The organism is Aequorivita soesokkakensis (assembly GCF_001641085.1).
Classification (GTDB): Bacteria; Bacteroidota; Bacteroidia; order Flavobacteriales; family Flavobacteriaceae; genus Aequorivita; species Aequorivita soesokkakensis.
Map to the genome: position 1 here is coordinate 31,989 of NZ_LXIE01000034.1, position 17,156 is coordinate 49,144.

A 17,156-nucleotide genomic window follows, 5' to 3' on the forward strand; every position below is an offset into this window, starting at 1 on the left:
GAAAAAGACGTTTGAACGAAAAACTAAAAATAACAATCATTCAAAGTGAATTGCACTGGGAAAATGCAGAAGCCAATCGTGCCATGTTTTCTGGGAAAATTCAAAATATTGAAGGCGAAACAGATTTAATTGTGCTGCCGGAAATGTTCACCACTGGTTTTTCCATGAATGCTGAAAAACTCGCTGAACCCAACGATGGAGAAACTTTGCGATGGATGATTCAAGAAGCACAGAAAAATAATTGTGCAATAACGGGAAGTGTTATCATTTCAGAAGAAAACAATTATTACAACCGTCTATTTTTCGTTTTCCCCGATGGAAATTTTAAAAAATATGACAAAAAACACACCTTCACTTTAGCAAAGGAAAACGAAACCTATAAAGCCGGAACCGAAAGATTGATTGTAGATTACAAAGGCTGGAAAATCTGCCCTTTGATCTGTTACGACTTGCGTTTCCCTGTTTGGGCGAGAAATACGGAAGAGTACGATGTTTTAATTTATGTTGCCAATTGGCCAAAAGTTCGCACCCTTGCTTGGGATACATTATTGCGTGCCCGAGCCATTGAAAATATGACGTATTGCATAGGTGTAAATCGTATGGGTTTTGATGGAAATGATCACGAATATATTGGCCATTCTGCCGTTTATGATGTTTTGGGCAAACAAGTTTCAAAATCTAATTTGGAAACTGAATTTAACGAAACTATAGTTTTGGAAAAGGAACACGTTGAAAGCAACCGCAAACACCTTCAATTTTTGAATGATCGCGATTCTTTTACTTTAACGTAAACGTTTCATTCAAGCTCCAATTGGCACGGACTTCAATTTGCGTTGGGTAATAAACTATTTTTTCAGGCTCCATTCGGTTTAGGAAACTTCCCGTGTCCCACCTTCCATTTCGGTTATTGTCGTAAATAATTCTTAGGAAATATTTATCGGGAGAAAGTTCGTCGAAAAAAACAGTTTTGTTTTCAGATAAATATTCTTCGGCCACAACATTGTACTTGCCATCCACCATTTGCACTATAATTGGGAACCGATTCACATTCGCCAAAGTAAGATTCAGTGTTCCATAATCTGAAGAAAGCCGTGTATTCACATTAAATTGAAGCGTGTCATTGCTCGCATCAAAAAAGTCGGTCAACGCTCCCGGAAAAAGTTTTATTAAATAGCTTTGATCTTCTTTCTTCGGAAAAAATACTTCGGCCCAATTATATTCTTTGTTCAATCTAATTGTAGCGGAAACCAAAGACGAATCTTTCGCCATCACCTGAAATTTTTCTGCATCAAAGGAAACTAATGGAGTGTTGGCGCGCAATTTAAAAGTGTCCTTCAATTTAAGTGTTCCCGTTTTGAGTGCCGAAATGTTCAATGAATCCTTAAAAAGTTCACGCATTCGCACAGTGGTTGTATCCACGCTATTTCCGTTTGAAACTTTAAAAATCAACGAATCTTTTTCAATTGTAGGTTTATACCAATAATGGAGGGTATCTTTCTTTTCATCCTTAAAAAATGTGGAAACATAATCCTGTGGCACTTGTGAAAGCATTTCAATATTCAAACTATCCGCGCGTCCTTCGTATCCGAAGACTATGTGATTTTTACCCAATTGACTTGGCCGTACAAATTTGTAATCTGGAGTTTCTTTAAAAAGCGTAAGTGTATATGTTGAATCTGTGGGAAGTGTAATCAATTCTTTCACGAAACCAATCTTATCGTTTTGCGGCTGAAAAATGTAATCGTTATTTTTTTCTTTCATCGCCAAAAGTAAATATTTTCCTTCCTTTAAATTGCTCAGTTCAAAAGTGCCCGTACTGTCTTTTGTTACGGTAATATAAGTTGGTTTTTCTGAATAAATCAAGGAATCCTTAAACGTTTCATTTACTTCATAAAGCATCACCGTAGTTGGAATTTCTGGGGCAATTAGCTGTACATCCTTTACTTTTCCTGAAAGTTTTAAGCTATCGATATAACTTCCGGTTGAAAAAATATATTTAAAATATTCAAACTTGTTTTCCTCGTTATTGTCAACAATACTGTTTCCGAAGTTAAAAGAATATGTTGTATTCGGCTTTAAAGTGTCTATCAATTTTATCTTCAAGGTTTTTGAAGTACTTAAAGGAGTAATGACGGGCGTAAATTTCATAGGGGGTGAAATGATCAACTCTTTGCTGATGTCTTTCAGTTTTATGTACTCATCAAAACGGATTTCAATTTCATTCCCCGTAAAATTAATACTGTAATTTTCTGGGCTGCTATTCACAATCACTGGCGGAATAGTGTCTCGAAGCCCGCCGGAAGGAGTTCCTTTTTTTGCGCAATCCACAAAAGAAAGCATAAATAAAAATGCAATAGGAATATAAAGAAGTCGGTGTTTCACTTAGTGTTGCTTAAAATTACGAGACTATGGTTTGCGGTTTCAAAAATAAACAATAACCTTTTACCATTTCGAAATAACTTTAGGTTGTTGCTATTGTTGCGATACTAATCTTTACATTTTCAGCTTTCAGCAATTGCAGTGCACATTTTTCCAAGGTTGCGCCGGTGGTAATAATATCGTCTACCAACAAAACGTGTTTGTTATTTATTTGATCCAAATTTTGAACGGTAAAAACCTCTTCGGCCTCAAACCGAAGCATACGCGTTTTAAAAACCTGCGATCCCGTTTTCGAAACTTTTATTAAAATTTCATCTTTATAGGGAATATTTAAAGCCGCCGCTATTTCCTTCCCAAAACCTTCCACTTGGTTGTAACCGCGCTTTTTCAGCTTTTGTTTGTGCAAGGGCACGGGAATTACCAAATCAATTTCGCGATATGCCGGAATTTCCGCCAATTCTGCTCCCAACCATTTTCCAAAGAACGAACTTATTTCTTTTTTTCCGCGGTATTTCAAATTATGCAACAATTCTTGGGTGATTCCTCTTTTCTGAAAATTGATCAATGCCGTCGCGTTTTGAACCAAAAACCTTCCGTAAAATTTATTTTTCAGCATTTCGCTTCCAGTTTTGTGAAATAATGTTAATGGAAGGGAATGAATACATTCTGCACATAAAACCTCTTGCCCCTTTAAAAGTGGTTCTTTACAAACGGCGCAAATCTTAGGAAAAAGCACATTTAACATATTTTAAGAATTTTTACCATTTTGTAAACGTTTGTTAAAGAAATACCTACCTACTTTTACCGCTTAAACTTAACTTATTTATTATGAGTACAGAAAACGAAAACAATAGTGGCAAATTTAAGATTCTTATAGGGGTTCTTTCCGTTTTGCTAATTGCCTTGGCGGTTTATACCGTAACATTATTCAACGATAGTAAAAGTACAGTATCAAATCTTGAGATGCAAAAAGCTGATATTGAGCAAGAACTTGAAGGTTTGATTGCAAACTATGATGAAGTAATTAAAGACAACGAATTAAAAGACAAAGATTTACTTGCCGCTCGCGAAAGAATTACAGTTCTTTTGGACTCAGTAAAAGATGCAAAAGCCAATATTGGTTTGATCGAGAGATATAAAATTGAGGTTGGTAAACTTAAACAAGAACGCACTATGCTTTTTAAACGTGCGGATAGTTTAATTGCTGCCAACAAACAATTGGCTATGGAGCGCGATAGCACTTCCATGGAGCTTTCCAACACAAGAATGATAGTGGATTCTGTAAGCAGTGAGAATATGGCGATGAATGAAACTATCAAAAAAGGTTCTATAGTTAAAGCTACAGACCTTCGTGGAGAAGCCGTAATTATTAGAAACAGCGGGAAAGTAGTTGATACAAAACGCGCAAGTCGTGCAGATAAAATACGCACCTGCTTTACTTTGGCGCCAAACGCCATTGCACAAAAAGGAGATAGAACATTGTATGTTCAAGTTATAAATCCAAAAAATAAAATGATGGGCGACAATGCCGTGAAACAATTTGAGGATAAAAACATTAACTACAGTGCTTCAACAAATGTGTTTTATGAAAATGACGAACTTGACGTTTGTATTCTCGTAAATTCAGCTGAATCTGATCTTGTGGAAGGTAGATATACCATCAACCTTTTCGATGCTGGAAGCCTTGTTGCTACCACTACTATGGAACTTAAATAAGTTTATTTTATAATAAGAGTAGGTAAATTATAAAATAAATGAAACCGCCGTGAACATATCACGGCGGTTTTTTTATTTTTGCGCTATGGCAAACAACGACGATCAATTTAAAAAAGTAGTATCCCACGCAAAGGAATACGGTTATATTTTTGCATCCAGCGAAATCTACGACGGCCTTAGTGCTGTTTATGATTACGCCCAAAACGGTGTAGAATTAAAGAAAAACATTCGCGAATATTGGTGGCGAAGCATGGTCTATATGCACCAAAATATCGTAGGTATTGATTCCGCAATCTTGATGCACCCCACAACTTGGAAGGCTTCCGGCCACGTTGATGCCTTCAACGACCCGTTGATAGACAACAAAGATTCCAAAAAACGCTACCGTGCAGATGTGTTGATTGAAGATTACGCTGAAAAGCTTTACCAAAAAGCACAAAAAGAAATTGAAAAAGCTAAAGGTCGTTTTGGCGATAGCTTTGACGAAGAACAATTTGTAACTACCAATCCGCGTGTTGTAAAATATTTGGAAGACCAGCGAACTATTCTCGAAAGAATGGCGCGTTCGCTTGAAAAGGAAGATTTGGCAGATGTGAAAGCTTTGATTGAAGAGCTGGAAATCGCTGACCCCGATACGGGTTCGAAAAATTGGACTGAGGTGCGACAGTTCAACCTAATGTTTGCAACAAAATTGGGCGCTTCCGCAGATAGCGCGATGGATCTTTACCTTCGTCCAGAAACTGCACAAGGTATTTTCGTTAACTTTTTGAACGTACAAAAAAGCGGAAGGATGAAAATTCCTTTCGGAATTGCACAAACGGGGAAAGCATTCCGTAACGAAATTGTTGCGCGCCAGTTCATCTTCCGTATGCGAGAGTTTGAACAGATGGAAATGCAATTCTTCGTTCGTCCCGGCGAGGAGCTGAAATGGTATGAATACTGGAAGGAAACTCGTTTAAAATGGCATCTTTCACTTGGGATGGGCGCAGAAAACTATCGTTTCCATGATCACGAAAAATTGGCACATTATGCCAATGCCGCTGCGGATATTGAGTTCAATTTTCCATTTGGGTTTAAGGAATTGGAAGGAATCCATTCACGAACCGATTTCGATTTAAAAGCACACGAAAAATTCTCAGGGAAAAAACTACAATTCTTTGATCCGGAATTGAACGAAAGCTATGTGCCTTATGTTGTAGAAACCTCAATTGGTTTAGACAGAATGTTCCTTGCTGTTTTGAGCAATTCACTGCAGGATGAAACCTTGGAAGATGGAAGTGTGCGTACTGTTTTAAAAATTCCAGCAATTTTGGCCCCCGTAAAAGCCGCTGTTTTGCCTTTGATAAAAAGAGATGGCCTGCCAGAAATTGCACAAAAAATCATTGACGATCTGCAATGGGATTACAATGTAATTTATGATGAAAAAGATGCCGTTGGAAGACGCTACCGTCGTCAAGATGCAGCTGGAACTCCATTCTGCATTACCGTAGATCACCAAACTATTGAAGACAACACTGTAACCATTCGCTATCGCGACACGATGGAACAGGAACGAATTTCTATTGCAGAGATTTCAGAAAAGATGAAGGAAACAATTTCATACAAAAATTGGCTTTCCTAAAATTTTTTAAGTGGTTAATTCTATATTTTGAAGGAGGAGGATATTTATTTATCCTCCTTTTTTTATGTCGATAATTTCTGCAGGGGTAGCTTTATCACAACGGTTCATTCTTCGTAAACCGCTGAATTTTATCCAAACTTTTTGCCCGTCCTTTTTAAAGCTTTCGTCCAAATTTATCGGGTCCAAATAATAAAACTCCATTTTGTCGCCCGGCATTTGTATCGTGTACGGGCAATCGCCTTCCTTGTCAGAATACACAACGGTGCCCAACATATAGCCTTCCGCCATCAATTTTTGTGGGTCAATAACTTCTCCAGCTGAAGTTGTTTCCTCTGTTGAAGTAGTTTGGGTTTGCTTTTCTGTGGTGCCACAGGAAAGGATTAATGTTGAAATGATTGCAAGTCCTATTTTTAAAAACATTTTATATTTTTTAGAATTGATTTATGAAGATACAAAAAGGAAAATATCAACTCAATATTGAGAATTAAATTCTCAAAAAATATTGCTGCTATCCTTGATAATATTTTACATGTGTCGATGTATTGTGAATATTTCGACATATATTTGCAGTGTGTCGATTTTATCGACATAGTTCCAATAATATGTCGATAGTATGTACAATCCCAATAAACCATATAACGAACTGCCTCTGCTTCCCCCATCTGAGGAAGTAGAAACGAAAAGAATACTTAAACAAGCCATTGCTTCAAATAAAATATTGGCTGAATTGAAAGGGCGCGCAGACGAAATTCCAAACCAGTCCATGCTCGTAAATGCCATAACACTTCAGGAAGCAAAAGACAGTTCCGAAATAGAAAATATTGTTACTACCCAAGATACATTGTATAAGGCATTTTCTTCTAACGTTTCTAAAACAGATGCCCAGACTAAAGAGGTTTTGAGATACAGGCAAGCGCTTTGGGATGGTTTTAATGAATTGAAAAATAGGCCGCTCTCTACCAATTCGTTCATAAAAATTGCGCAAACCATAAAAGAAAATGGCTCGGGAATTAGAAATTCATCGGGAACTGTTATAACCAGCAATAACAAGACAATCTATACCCCGCCCGAAGGGGAAAACACGATTCGAGACCTACTTAAAAACCTCGAAGCTTTTATCCACGCAGATGACGACTTGGATTGTCTTATAAAATTGGCAATTATGCATTATCAGTTTGAGGCCATCCATCCTTTTTTTGATGGAAATGGCAGAACCGGAAGAGTACTGAACATGCTCTATATTGTTGAAAAAGGGCTATTGGATACACCCATTTTATATTTGAGCAAATACATTATTGAGAACAAAAACGACTATTATAAGAATCTCAGAAATGTAACTGAAAATGCCATGTGGGAATCTTGGATTCTATTTATGCTCAAAGGAATTGAAGAAACCGCTTATTACACTTTGAACAAAATAAACGTAATAAATACATTGATGCACACCACGATTGGTTTTGCAAAGGAAAATCTTCCACCCCGTGTTTATTCGAAAGAATTGATTGAACTTTTATTCGAGCAACCGTATTGCAAAGTGAAATATCTCGTGGACAAAGGTATTGCCAAACGGCAGACTGCTGCAGAATACCTTAATGAACTTGAAAAAATTGGAGTTCTAAAATCACAAAAAGTTGGGGTGGAGAATCTGTATTTAAATTTAAAATTATTTGAGGTTTTGAAGGATTAAGTGCTATTCAATTTAGACAGTCCTTAAACGGATCTTAAAAATACGCCCGCAACTGAATGCTTCCTGTATGTACCGTTTTGGTAGTTTCACTTTTCCTTCCAAAATACGAAAGATTGGCATCCAAATATTTCGTAATCCGTTTCTGAAAAAGCAATCGCCACGTAAAGTTGGTGCCCGGCTGCAAACCTTCCAGCATTTGATAGGCTACTGGGGAAAAAGCACTACCCTCAAATTTGTTGTCTATATAATTAAATTCACCGTTTATTGAAATTTTTTCGGCATTCGTATAAGCGAATGAAAAACCAACCGTTTGTTGGTTCAATATTTCCATATCGCCCAATTGGTTTTCTTGGTTTTTAAATTCGTAAAAAACATCAAAACGTGTTTGCTGGCTGAGTAAATACGAAATTTTTGGATTGAATTCATAGGAATCCAAACGATAGTTTCGGTTTGCAAAATTCTCTGAAAGGCTTTCATTACTTCCCGTGGCGCCTTTTAAATTCAACAGCCAACTTTCCCAAAACTTATGGTTAAAGTTGAATTGATGGCTTTTCAGTTCACTTCGCTGCAAGCCTGTGGCTAACAAATTGTCGCTGGAAGTTGAAATAAAAGTATAGCTCGTAGTTAAATGCTGCTTCCCACGATTGAAAAATAAAGCATTTCTAAAATTCAACGTAAGCCCCAATTGGTCATCACCGCCATCTTGAAAAGGATTTATGTTGAAACCGTCATTTTTTCGTTTCACTTTTCGGTCCAAAACATAGGAAGTTTGATTGTAGAAATGTGACAGCACCTTTTTAAATCCTTCCTTATTTGCCCAATTTTGTGGGTTTAGCGTAAGAATTTGGCTGAATTTATTCTCCCTAATTTTTAAAAACACTTGATTGGGAAGCAAAACGCGAATGTATTCCGCTTGATCCTGAAACTGCGCCACTTCAAACTCTTCTAATTCCTGAATTCCGTTATTATTATAATCAATCCAAGTGTAAACGCCTTGCCCTGCGTCGGTTTTTATATATGTAAATTCTTGCTGGGGAATCACCCCATTGTTGGATTCCAAAGCAGTATTCCAACGAACTCCGCCATCAAACAAGGCTTGATTGTATAAAATTCTTGAGTTGAGCGAACGTTCCGTTTCACGGAAAATATTTGTGGGCACAGGATTAATTGTGTCAGTTCCTTCACTCAAAAAAGGTTCATATTTTAAAGTTCTGTAATTCGCAAAAGCTGAAAGCTGCGTGTTTTCAGTATTTATTAGCCGTGATTTTAAATAAAATGTGTTTGAGGAATTCACTTTTTGAAGTGCATTATTCCGAACGCTATCATTCACCCGAAACTGATACCCGGCTTCCACAAAAACTTTTGTGCTGTCGCCGACGCCCGAAAACACTTCAAAAGCACTGAATTTCTGGCTTATTGGCGAAATGCTATCGCGGGAAACATCTTTTATTCGGTTGTCTTCCAAAGCAACTTTTCCGCCCACCCAAGCTTTTTCAAAAGAATAGGTTGTTGTGTTGTTCAATCTGAAAAATTTTGAGGAAATGGAATCTGCTTTGCTGTTTAAATAACTTCCGTAGGTTAGTAATCTCAGCTTTTTTAATTTCAATTCCGAAACGATTACATGCCGTGTTCCATTGAAATTTTCGGTATAATTCAAATTTTGAAATTCATAACGGCCACCGCCAATTTTTGGGTGCGAAACCTCAATGCCAGAAATCACGAAACTTTGGTTCCCCATTGGGTTAACGAGGTTCCAATCTCTATTAAATTCAATATTATAAAGCCTTTCCACGGTTCTGAAATCTCTTTGCACAAAATCCAATGAGCCAAAACCATTAACTTTTAATGTATCAGCTGTTGTTAAAAGTCGTTGGGTAAAAGCCAATCTTCCCGCAAAACCGTCATTGTTGCCATCATCAATATCGCTAAAAAGATTTAGGTCATTCTTACTGCCCGCGACTTCAAAATCAATTCGTGTTTTTTCCGAAGGATGAAAGCTTCCATTTAAACCGCCAACTTGAATTTTTATAGGCGCATTTAGACGAATTATTGGCTCATAATTTCCCTGCCGAACTCCGTTTATGGGAGCCACATATTCAAAAATACGGCTGATGGCGTTATTGTCGCTTATCACATAATCGCCATTATTGTTGCCCACGAGGGAAAAACGGACACTGAAAAGTTCATCGTCGGGATTACTGGAAAACACGAAAACCTCTTCCCCATTTACAATTTCTTTTTTGTATAGAATTTTATTTTCGGAATACGTATCCGGCACTGCGGAAGGTGCGTTCATCAAATCGCGGTCATCACCCGCAGCCTGTAAAATTGCCACTTGTTCTTCAGAAAGGTTTTGCTGAAGGGGTTGGTTTTTCGCATCGTTTTCGGAATAAACGTACACGCCCAAATCCAAATTCTCGCTTGTATAATTTCCGCCGCCGTAGCCAATGAAACGCGTGTAACTTCTATCGGTGTATTGATATTCCACCGAAATCCGCATATTGCTGGTTATGGGATAGGTGGGGTTGAATTTTATCTCGCCAGCGTTGTAATCAATCACGTAATCTTCGTTTTCACCACGTTTCAAAAGCAAACCATTTACGTAAACCCGTTCGCTTCCTGAAACCACCAAAATATAAAGTTCGCCGTTGGGCCCAACCAATTTATAGGGTCCCTGATTTCCTTCCTGTCCAACAAATTCACTTTTTGAAAAAACACCGCGAACCAAAGCCCCCGAAGCAAAAGCAGAGATTTTGGAACCGTCTTCGTTGTTAAAAGTCCCGCCAAGGGAAATTCCCTGTACTTTCTTCGTAAATCTACCGAAGTAACTGTTGTTGTTCCGCAAGTCAATATCACCGGCCCGAATGTTCCAATTATCGCCATACAGCTCGATGAAAATCTGGTCAAATTCATTCAAACTTTGCGAATAACCGCCTTCCTGCGCTGGAATATTGGCGTCTTGAATGGAAGCCCGAATGAAAACTTTATCGCTCAGTTTTCCAATAATCTGTAAATCCAATTCACTGTTTACTACGGCGTTTTGATTGTTCCCGATAGTAATTCCGCGCGAAATACTTCCCGAAGTATTCAGTCCGTCAAAAGGGGTGAAAGTGCTTTGGTTTGTACTTTCCTGCAATGAATACAATTTGTCAATGTTTCCCGTATTTTCAACTATAATTTTTGGATCGAGTGCAAAATAATCCCGTGTTAAAAAATCTGGATATCGCAAATATTGAATAGTGAGCGAATCCTGCTGTTGCTGTAATTCTTCGGAAAAAATAATGATTCCTTTTTTGAAATCCATTCGATAACTGAAAGGATCGGGAGAATTTCCATCTTTATCCAGAATTGCGAACCGCTTCGGATTGATGCTCACACTGTCCAAAACCACGGTATCTTTCACCGCAACTTTCTTTTCGCGATAGTTTGAAGAAATATCCTGCGCATAGCCAGCAGCCACAATAAAAAAGAGAAAAACAGACAGGTATAACTTCATCAACTATAAAACTGAACACTTGGACTTTTATTTTGTCGGATATTTTATGATAACCTTTTGGGAAATTTTTAGGGTAAAAATACAATCTTATTTACTTTAGCAACGCAAATACTCCGTGTAACTCTGCGGCTCTCTGCTAAACTCTGTGAAATAGCTATTACGCAGAGTTGCACAGAGAAAAGCGCAGAGAACCGCAGAGAAAAAAAGATACCCGCCTGCACGGGCATGACATATGAAAATAATCTCATACAACGTAAACGGAATCCGCGCGGCGATGCGTAAAGGTTTTATTGATTGGCTAAAAGCCGCAAACCCCGATGTTATTTGCCTTCAAGAAACTAAAGCAAATTTTGATCAAGTGGAAATCGAGGAAATTGAAAAAGCTGGCTATCCCTATCATTATTGGTACAGTGCGGTAAAAAAGGGTTATAGCGGTGTCGCAATTCTTTCAAAAATAAAACCCAATCACGTTGAATACGGCACCGGTATTGAATATATGGATGCGGAAGGAAGAAACATTCGCGTAGATTTTGATGATGTTTCGGTGATGAGTTTGTATTTGCCCAGTGGAACAAATATTGCGCGTTTGGAGCATAAGTTTACCTATATGGCTGATTTTCAAAAATATGTCGATAATCTAAAACAACAGATTCCAAATTTGGTGATTTGCGGCGACTACAACATTTGTCACGAAGCGATTGATATTCACGATCCCGTTCGCAACAAAAACGTTTCAGGATTTTTACCGGTTGAACGGAAATGGCTGGATGGATTTATGAAAAGTGGATTTATAGACAGTTTTCGTCATTTTAACAAAGAACCGCATAATTACACGTGGTGGAGTTACCGCGCCAATGCAAGAAACAACAACAAAGGATGGCGAATAGATTATAATTTAGTTTCAGAGCCGTTACTTAAAAATTTGAAACGAGCCGTAATTTTGCCAGATGCGATGCACAGTGATCATTGTCCGCACTTGGTAGAACTCGAATTCCGAGCATAGCGAAGGAATCTCACGAATCCAAACCTAACAGGTTTTGAAAACCTGTTAGGTTTTTTCAAAATAATCGAATGAAATACACTATACTCCCAAATACAGACCTAAAAATCAGCAAACTTTGTCTTGGCACAATGACTTGGGGCCAGCAAAACACAGAAGCTGAAGCTCACGAACAGCTCGATTTCGCTATTGAAAACGGCATCAATTTTATTGATTGTGCCGAAATGTATCCCGTTCCCGCAAACCCGAAAACGCAGGGAAGAACGGAAACTTATATTGGCAATTGGCTTGCAAAAAAGAAGAATCGCGAAGAGTTGATTATCACTTCAAAAATTGCCGGACCAAGTCGTTCGATGGACCATATTCGGCAGCCGTTGGATTTCAGTAAAAAATCTTTGAAAGACGCAATTAATAAAAGCTTAAACCGATTGCAAACAGATTATATCGATCTTTTTCAGCTTCACTGGCCGGAGCGAAACACGAATTATTTCGGCCAACTTGATTACACACACAAAGAAGAAGAAATTTGGAAAGATAACTTTGCTGAAGTTTTGGAAGATTTGGAGGGTTTTGTAAAAGAAGGAAAAATTCGAAACATTGGGATTTCGAATGAAACACCATTTGGTGTGATGCGCTGTATCGAAGAATCTCGAAAAGGAAAGTTGAAAATTGTTTCCGTTCAAAATCCTTATAATTTGGTGAATAGAAAAGATGAAATTGGACTTTCAGAAATTCTTCAACGTGAAAATATTGGGTATTTGGCTTATTCGCCATTGGGATTTGGAACGCTCACCGGAAAGTATTTAAATGGAAAAGCTGATGAAAATTCACGAATAAACCAATTCAAACAATACACACGTTATAGCAGTAAACAGGCTTTTGAAGCAACCGAGAAATATTATGAAATCGCAAAAAAACACAATTTAAGTTTTGCGCAATTATCCTTAGCATTTATTCTTCAGAAGAAATTTGTAACATCACCAATTATCGGCGCAACTTCCATCGATCAACTTTCAGAAAATATTGAGAGCATCAATGTTTCGCTTTCCAAAGAAATTTTAAAAGAGATTGATGCTGTTCATCACCAGACTCCAAATCCAGCCCCCTAGGCCCCCCTAACCCCCGAAGGGGGAACTCTTGCTTTACTCCTCTCCTTCGGGGAGCTTGGGTGAGGCTATTCCCCCTTTAGGGGTTAGGGGGCTTTTTTTATACAAACGCACTATAACCCGTAATTGCTCGCCCAACAATCAATGAATTGATTTCTTTTGTTCCTTCGTAACTGTAAATTGCTTCAGCATCGGCGACAAAACGAGCAACGTCATATTCAAGCAAAATCCCGTTGCCGCCCATAACTTCGCGAGCTTGGCTTACCACATCGCGGGTTCGCATACTGCAGAAAACCTTTGCCAAAGAAGCGTGTTCGTCGGTCAGCAAACCTTCATCCTGCAATTCGGAAAGACGAAAACACAGTGTCTGCATTGCCGTGAGATTGGAAACCATTTCCACTAAATGGTTTTGAACCAATTGGTAGGAGGCAATCGGTTTTCCGAACTGTTCGCGTTTTTTGGTGTATTTCAGAGCAGCTTCATAAGCACCTCGAGCACAACCCACAGCTTGCCAAGCTACACCCGCACGAGTCATCTGTAAAACCTTTGCAGTATCTTTAAATGAATCACATTTTTGAAGTCGGTCACTTTCGGGAATGCGGCAATCTGTCATTGTTATCAGTGCATTTTGCACGGTTCGAAGCGCCATTTTATTTTCAATTTTTTCAGCTTGAAAACCTGGATTTCCTTTTCTAACCAAAAAACCTTTCACTTGATCGGAAGCTTCATCGCGTGCCCAAATAATGGTAACATCTGCAAACGTGGCATTTCCAATCCATTTTTTCTGTCCGTTTAAAACCCATTCATCGCCTTCCTGTCTGCACGTTGTTCCCAAACCACCCGCAACTGCTGATCCCACTTCGGGTTCCGTAAGTCCAAAGGCGCCGATTAGTTCTATTTTGGCCATTTTAGGGAGCCATTCCTGTTTTTGTTCCTCGCTGCCGCAGATATAGATGGAACCCATAGCCAAGCCGCTGTGAACCCCAAAAAATGTAGAAATGGAAACATCCACACGGGCAAGTTCCATTGCTATTATCCCTTCCATAACATAGGTTTCATCAGGTGTGCCGTAGCCTTTATAGGTAAGTCCACAAATGTTTAATTCTGCCATTTTTGGAATAATTTGAAAAGGAAATTCGGCTTTATTCCAGTATTCATTGGCAATCGGCTTAATTTCATCCTCCATAAAATTGCGCACTTTTATTTGAAGTTCGCGTTGCTCGGGAGTTAACTTTAAAGCCATATCATAAAAATCCCCATCAATTGGAGGTAGTTTATGTTGCCCTTTTTTTCCGCCTTTGTGTTTCAGCATTTTCATCAATCCCGCCAATTGCCGATCATCGAGTTCGCCAACGGTTTTCATAATTTCTGAAAGATCTACTTTTTGCGAAAGTTTCCCTAACGCATCAAGGTCAATTTCTTTCATTAAATGGAGGGTCTGCTTTATTTTCGAAAAGATGGACATAATGGTTTTTTTGAGAATTGAATTCTAAAGATACCATTATGCGGTTTTCTTAAGGCTAAAAAAAAGTTAATTTGGAGGAAGTGGTTTTATAACCGTTTCATTTACGTAGCCTTTCAAACTATCAGAGGTTTGAATGTGAAACCACTTTTGATTTTTGCCCAAAACGATAAGTGTATCGTTCTTTTTCAGACTTCCGAATTGTTTAAAAACCGCAGCGGGACCTTTCCGAACATCAGCATTATTTTTCAAAGTAATAGCTTTTGTTATCGAAGATGGCATTTCGCTGGTTTGAATCTCTGTTTTTTTAATGAAGGGAAGTGGATTTACAGCACCTTTTGCTTTATAAATCCCAAAATGAAGATGTGGTGGAAGATCTTTTGCGTTGCCTGTGTTACCCACAAAACCTAGCGTATCGCCAATTTTTACTTTTTCGCCTTCGGAAACGGCTATTTTGTCCAAATGGGCATAATATATTCTTTTCCCAAAAAGCCCATCACGAAGCCATACCTGTTTTCCGCCCAACCCGCGTTCACCCGCAGAATCAATTATACCGTCAGAAATAGCAATAACGGGCGTTCCGCGATCTGCAAAAATATCAACTCCTTCGTGGGAACGGCTTCCGGTATCGCGCGGATCTGCCCAAAAACTTTGGATGTTTTTACTGTTTCCACCGCTCACAGGGAAAACGTAAAGCGGTTCGGTATAAATTTTCAGCACAAACGGAAACTGCAATTTCATTTGCGGTTGCACAATCACTTTATAAAAACCTGAGGTTTCAATTTCTTGGGAAATGATAGATTTTTTGTCTTCAGAACTTTTTAAATGATTGAAAATTTTAAGCGAATCTGTCTTCGCTTGAAATAAATCGATAAAAACCAAGGCAGAGTCTGGCTGTTTTTCAACTTCCACAACAATGCGTTCGCCTTCTTTCAGCTGAATATTGTAACTGTAAACATTGAAATTTTCTTCAGAAAAAACACCGCTTTCAGAATATGGCAATGTAATTTGGATACTGTCTCGCTTTGAGTTTTCAAAAGCATTTTTCCATTGAAGCAAAAGTGAATCTTTTTTTGAAAAATTACGTTCGTAAGCCTCGCGAGCCGTTGGTTGAATAACTATGTCAGCTACTTTTCGAATCTCTTCTTTGCAGCTTGAAATAAGTACTCCCAAAAGAATTAATGTGAAAAAATTTTTCAAATTCATAGCGTTGCTAAACTAACAGAAATTGTACCAAAAGCCCCCTTAGTCCCCCAAAGGGGGAAAGCGATGTTTTGCTCCTTCCCTTTTGGAAGGTTGGGATGGTATTATCCAAAGAGATGATGAACCACATCGTGCACTTTTGCAACTTTAATGATGTTTATATGAAAATTATTCTTCGGAATTTTGCAGTATTTCGAAATAACAATCGAGGTAAAACCAAGTTTCTCAGCTTCCAAAATTCGCTGTTCCACACGAGTTACTGGTCGTACTTCACCTGCCAAGCCAACCTCAGCGGCAAAACAAAGTCGTTTGTCAATGGCAATGTCAATATTTGAGGAAAGCACTGCGGCAACCACTGCCAAATCAATTGCGGGATCGTCAACCGTGATTCCTCCCGTTACATTCAAAAAAACATCTTTTGCACCCAATTTGAAACCTGCGCGTTTTTCCAAAACCGCTAAAATCATATTTAAGCGTTTTGCATTGTAACCCGTAGCACTCCGTTGCGGTGTTCCATAAACGGCGCTACTTACCAAAGCTTGAATTTCAATCATCAATGGGCGCATGCCTTCCAAAGTTGCGGAGATTGCGGTTCCACTCAAATCTTCGTCGTTCTTCGAAATTAAAATTTCCGAAGGGTTTGAAACTTCGCGCAGACCACTGCCCTGCATTTCATAAATACCCAATTCATTGGTGCTTCCGAATCGATTTTTATTGGCGCGCAGAATTCTGTAAATATGGTTTCGATCGCCTTCAAATTGCAAAACCGTATCCACCATATGTTCCAGAATTTTTGGCCCTGCGATGTTTCCGTCTTTAGTAATATGGCCAATCAAAATGACCGGTGTAGCGGTTTCCTTTGCAAACTTTATAAGCTCTGCCGTGGTTTCCCGGATTTGGGAAATGCTTCCGGCAGTGCTTTCAATATGGTCTGTATGTAAGGTTTGAATAGAATCTATAACCACAATATCCGGCTCAATTTCTTCAATGTTTCTGAAGATATTTTGTGTTTTTGTTTCGGTTAAAATGAAACAGTTTTCAGAAATGGGTTGAATACGTTCAGCCCGCATTTTTATTTGTTGGGCGCTCTCTTCACCTGAAACATAAAGGGTTTTATACGGAAGTTGAAGCGCAATTTGAAGCATCAGCGTACTCTTCCCAATTCCGGGTTCGCCGCCCAAAAGCGTTAGTGAACCGGGAACCAATCCGCCCCCGAGGACGCGGTTCAATTCGTTGTTTTTTGTGTTTAAACGTGCTTCGGCTTGAGTGGAAATTTCTGAAATACGTTGCGGTTTGGCAACTCTCTTTGATGTATTTTCAGAAGATTTCCAACTTACTTTTTCGGCTTTTTGGATTATTTCTTCAGCAATGGTATTCCATTCCTTACACGAATTGCATTGCCCCTGCCATTTGGCATATTGGGCGCCGCAGTTTTGGCAGAAAAATGTGGATTTTGTTTTGGCCATAATAGTTCCGCTAAAATAAA

Annotated in this window: 13 protein-coding genes; 6 read left to right on the plus strand and 7 right to left on the minus strand. The window is 38.6% G+C overall.

Annotated features, from left to right (window positions below):
* Positions 1 to 11: 11 nt before the first annotated feature.
* On the plus strand, positions 12 to 791 hold the full coding sequence (locus A7A78_RS11190; RefSeq protein ID WP_068762548.1) for an amidohydrolase: 780 nt from the start codon (positions 12 to 14) through the stop codon (positions 789 to 791).
* Here A7A78_RS11190 and A7A78_RS11195 read toward each other — a convergent pair.
* Together A7A78_RS11195 and A7A78_RS11200 are read right to left on the minus strand one after the other, a co-directional pair.
* Positions 778 to 2,382: an Ig-like domain-containing domain gene (locus A7A78_RS11195; RefSeq protein ID WP_131811136.1), complete on the minus strand. Its 1,605-nt coding sequence runs from the start codon at positions 2,380 to 2,382 to the stop codon at positions 778 to 780. The genes A7A78_RS11190 and A7A78_RS11195 overlap by 14 nt on opposite strands.
* 79 nt (positions 2,383 to 2,461) lie before the next feature.
* Positions 2,462 to 2,995 (minus strand): ComF family protein, encoded by a 534-nt coding sequence (locus tag A7A78_RS11200; protein ID WP_341271725.1) that lies wholly within the window; start codon positions 2,993 to 2,995, stop codon positions 2,462 to 2,464.
* A gap of 212 nt (positions 2,996 to 3,207) precedes the next feature.
* Between A7A78_RS11200 and A7A78_RS11205 the strand changes: the two genes are divergently transcribed.
* Together A7A78_RS11205 and A7A78_RS11210 are read left to right on the plus strand one after the other, a co-directional pair.
* Positions 3,208 to 4,095, plus strand: a complete 888-nt coding sequence (locus A7A78_RS11205) for a hypothetical protein (protein ID WP_068762551.1) — start codon at positions 3,208 to 3,210, stop codon at positions 4,093 to 4,095.
* Between the two features lie 85 nt (positions 4,096 to 4,180).
* A complete protein-coding gene (locus A7A78_RS11210) occupies positions 4,181 to 5,716 on the plus strand; it encodes a glycine--tRNA ligase (RefSeq protein ID WP_068762552.1) in 1,536 nt (511 codons plus the stop codon).
* 48 nt (positions 5,717 to 5,764) lie between these two features.
* Here A7A78_RS11210 and A7A78_RS11215 read toward each other — a convergent pair whose 3' ends face one another.
* The gene (locus A7A78_RS11215; protein ID WP_068762553.1) at positions 5,765 to 6,136 is read right to left on the minus strand and encodes a hypothetical protein; all 372 of its coding nucleotides are present in this window, start codon (positions 6,134 to 6,136) and stop codon (positions 5,765 to 5,767) included.
* Between the two features lie 193 nt (positions 6,137 to 6,329).
* On the opposite strand from A7A78_RS11215, the gene A7A78_RS11220 reads away from it, so the two are divergent.
* Entirely contained in the window at positions 6,330 to 7,403 is a 1,074-nt protein-coding gene (locus tag A7A78_RS11220; RefSeq protein WP_068762554.1) for a Fic family protein, read from the plus strand.
* A 34-nt stretch (positions 7,404 to 7,437) separates the two neighbouring features.
* Here the strand turns inward: A7A78_RS11220 and A7A78_RS11225 are convergent, their stop codons facing one another.
* Positions 7,438 to 10,899, minus strand: coding sequence for a hypothetical protein (locus A7A78_RS11225; RefSeq protein WP_068762555.1), 3,462 nt, complete (start codon positions 10,897 to 10,899; stop codon positions 7,438 to 7,440).
* Between the two features lie 232 nt (positions 10,900 to 11,131).
* Here A7A78_RS11225 and A7A78_RS11230 point away from each other — a divergent pair, with 232 nt between their 5' ends.
* Together A7A78_RS11230 and A7A78_RS11235 are read left to right on the plus strand one after the other, a co-directional pair.
* Positions 11,132 to 11,902, plus strand: a complete 771-nt coding sequence (locus A7A78_RS11230; protein WP_068762556.1) for an exodeoxyribonuclease III — start codon at positions 11,132 to 11,134, stop codon at positions 11,900 to 11,902.
* Positions 11,903 to 11,970: 68 nt separating this feature from the next.
* Entirely contained in the window at positions 11,971 to 13,008 is a 1,038-nt protein-coding gene (locus tag A7A78_RS11235) for an NADP(H)-dependent aldo-keto reductase (protein ID WP_068762557.1), read from the plus strand.
* Positions 13,009 to 13,105: 97 nt separating this feature from the next.
* On the opposite strand, the gene A7A78_RS11240 is transcribed toward A7A78_RS11235, so the two are convergent.
* The 3 genes from A7A78_RS11240 to radA form a co-directional block, all read right to left on the minus strand.
* Entirely contained in the window at positions 13,106 to 14,470 is a 1,365-nt protein-coding gene (locus A7A78_RS11240; protein ID WP_068762558.1) for an acyl-CoA dehydrogenase family protein, read from the minus strand.
* A 66-nt stretch (positions 14,471 to 14,536) separates the two neighbouring features.
* A complete protein-coding gene (locus tag A7A78_RS11245) occupies positions 14,537 to 15,667 on the minus strand; it encodes a M23 family metallopeptidase (RefSeq protein WP_165593566.1) in 1,131 nt (376 codons plus the stop codon).
* 107 nt (positions 15,668 to 15,774) lie between these two features.
* Complete coding sequence (gene radA, locus A7A78_RS11250) at positions 15,775 to 17,136, minus strand: DNA repair protein RadA (protein WP_068762560.1); 1,362 nt, start codon at positions 17,134 to 17,136, stop codon at positions 15,775 to 15,777.
* Positions 17,137 to 17,156: the final 20 nt, after the last annotated feature.